This window comes from Candidatus Bathyarchaeia archaeon (assembly GCA_035935655.1).
GTDB lineage: Archaea > Thermoproteota > Bathyarchaeia > 40CM-2-53-6 > 40CM-2-53-6 > 40CM-2-53-6.
This window is the reverse complement of record DASYWW010000036.1, coordinates 1-2,227: the sequence shown is the minus strand read 5'-3', so window position 1 is coordinate 2,227 and position 2,227 is coordinate 1. Positions and strand designations below refer to the sequence as shown.

The 2,227-nt window shown below is 45.4% G+C and carries 1 protein-coding gene; it reads left to right on the top strand.

Annotation, left to right across the window (positions count from 1 at the left end):
• Positions 1-601: 601 nt before the first annotated feature.
• Positions 602-1,897 (top strand): hypothetical protein, encoded by a 1,296-nt coding sequence (locus tag VGS11_05260; protein ID HEV2119495.1) that lies wholly within the window; start codon positions 602-604, stop codon positions 1,895-1,897.
• The last annotated feature ends 330 nt before the right edge of the window (positions 1,898-2,227 follow it).

Below are 2,227 nucleotides of genomic sequence, written 5' to 3'. Positions count from 1 at the left end.
GGTTGGGAATGAAGTTCATGACCCTTTTCCTTGTGCCGTGATTTTCTCCGGTGCAATTTGCAACGGTGATCTCAATCAGGTTTGAGAACGGCGTATTGGTCTGCAGTGGTTGCAGTTCAATACGCCGTTCTCAAAGGAAATGTAAACTATTTGGTAAGGTTCCAGCGTGTAATTCTATCATATTGTGAGTATTTTTGTCAAATATATAAAGACTCCCTGTTACCCCAAAATTAAAACCGGAATGCTCTCTTCCTGTAATCTCACTCATCACAAAGATAAAGGTGGAGTGGAATTGAGACAAAGATAAAACCGGAATAGTTTACAAACATCTCTTTATACCCCACTGCTATAAACGTAAGCACATACTACAGAAAACCGGTATAACGTAACCACTCACTAGTGGTGGTACGAACCCAAGGGTGACCATAGGTAGTGAGTAGTAACTAACCATTAGTCGTTATACGTGAAGCTGATGATAGTCATCCTAAGACAGATGAGACTTGGTCGGTAGAATCCTTGAGTTTATGGCAGTGCTCTTTAAAACCATAGCCTTCCTTACATAACCTGGATGTTGAGATACAACCTAATACAAGGAGGGGCTATGGCTCAACTACATCATAACTTTAACACTGCACAGGTAAAACAATACTTTACCTGGTACATCGGTGGCACTATAAGCCGGGATGACGTATGTCATCAGTTGGGCATAAAACAAAGTCGGTTCTATGAACTGCTGAAAGCCTACCGGGCTGATCCATTAACATTCAGCGTGGCCTATGGGCGGGATTATGCCAATCATAAGACGGACCGAACTACTACGACTGCTATTCGTAAGGAACTGGAGCTGGAGAAAAGTTTCATAGATAACCCTAATATGCCGATTATGTTTTACAACTACTCGTCTACCCGTGATGCAATAGCCGAAAGTACAGGAAACAACGTAACCACCCAGACGGTCATTAACTACGCCAAAAAATGGGGATTCTACATTGAGCGGCCCAAGAACAAAAACCCGCACACACGACAGGTATTGACTGACGCAGTTGGCATGCTACTCCAGCATGACGCTTCCTTACATCAATGGTCACCGTATGCCGTCAAACAAGATGGTAGCCCACTGAAATGGTCACTCATTACAACCCTGGATGACCATAGTCGTACGTTACTCTTCGCCGATCTGTTTGAACATGAATCGTCCTGGGCGCACATTCAGTCACTGAAGTCAGTTGTCATACGGTACGGGGTCGGTGTGCAGTACTACTCGGATAACCATGCTATCTTTCGGTATGTAGCAGATAGAGATAAAAACGGTCTGAGTGCTGCCAATTACCAAAGAGTGCTGGGCACTGACGATGTTGCTCCGCAGTGGAAGCAGTGTGTCGAAGCAGCTGGCATGAAAGTAACCTATGCCCTGAGTCCTGAAGCCAAGGGTAAGACTGAGCGGCCGTACAGGTGGCTACAGGACAGGATCGTTAGAAGGGCTGCCAGGGAACATGCCCATAGCATAGATGCAGTGCGGTTCATTCTGGCTCAGGAAGTCGATCGCTACAATAACCGGGCTGTGCACTCCACAACTGGTGAAATACCAGCTATACGATTCATGCATGCCGTTCATGATGGAAGGAGTTGTTTTAGAAAACTGGATATTACGAAAACACACCCTCCGGTTACCTCCACCAAGGACATCTTTTGCTTGAGAACAGAGCGTAAAGTTAACGGTTATGGTAAGGTCTCCTTTGATGGTGTCCAGATTAGTGTGCCCGGTAACTTGGCAGAGAGAACAACGGTTACGCTGCACGTTGTTCCCGGTAAAGATGTAACGGAAGTAAGATTCTTAAAGGACCATACGGTACTAGGCTACCAACAGATAGAGACCCCTAAGTCACTCCAGTTTTAACTTTGAGATGCTCCGGTTTTATCTTTGAGTTAACAGACAAGCACCAGACAAGCGACCTCACTTGTCACACGCCAATAGAAATGTCCGGTTTTCCGTTCAATAGCAATGTCCTCTTTTTTGGTATGCTCCATGCATTAAAAATGGAGGGGTCTGTACGTGCCAAAAACCATAGCGCTCAGCGAAAAAGAATTACGGAAGCTGCATATCATCAAACAAGTAGCCGAGGGCCACTTACAACAAATTGAAGCGGCTAACAGTTTAGGTATCACTGCCAGACAAGTCAGAAGATTGTTAGTTCGGTATCGGAATCAGGGGACTGAAGGTCTTGCC

Coding starts and splice junctions, on each gene's coding strand:
- VGS11_05260 (HEV2119495.1), top strand. CDS start 602: ATGGCTCAACTACATCATAACTTTAACACTGCACAGGTAAAACAATAC.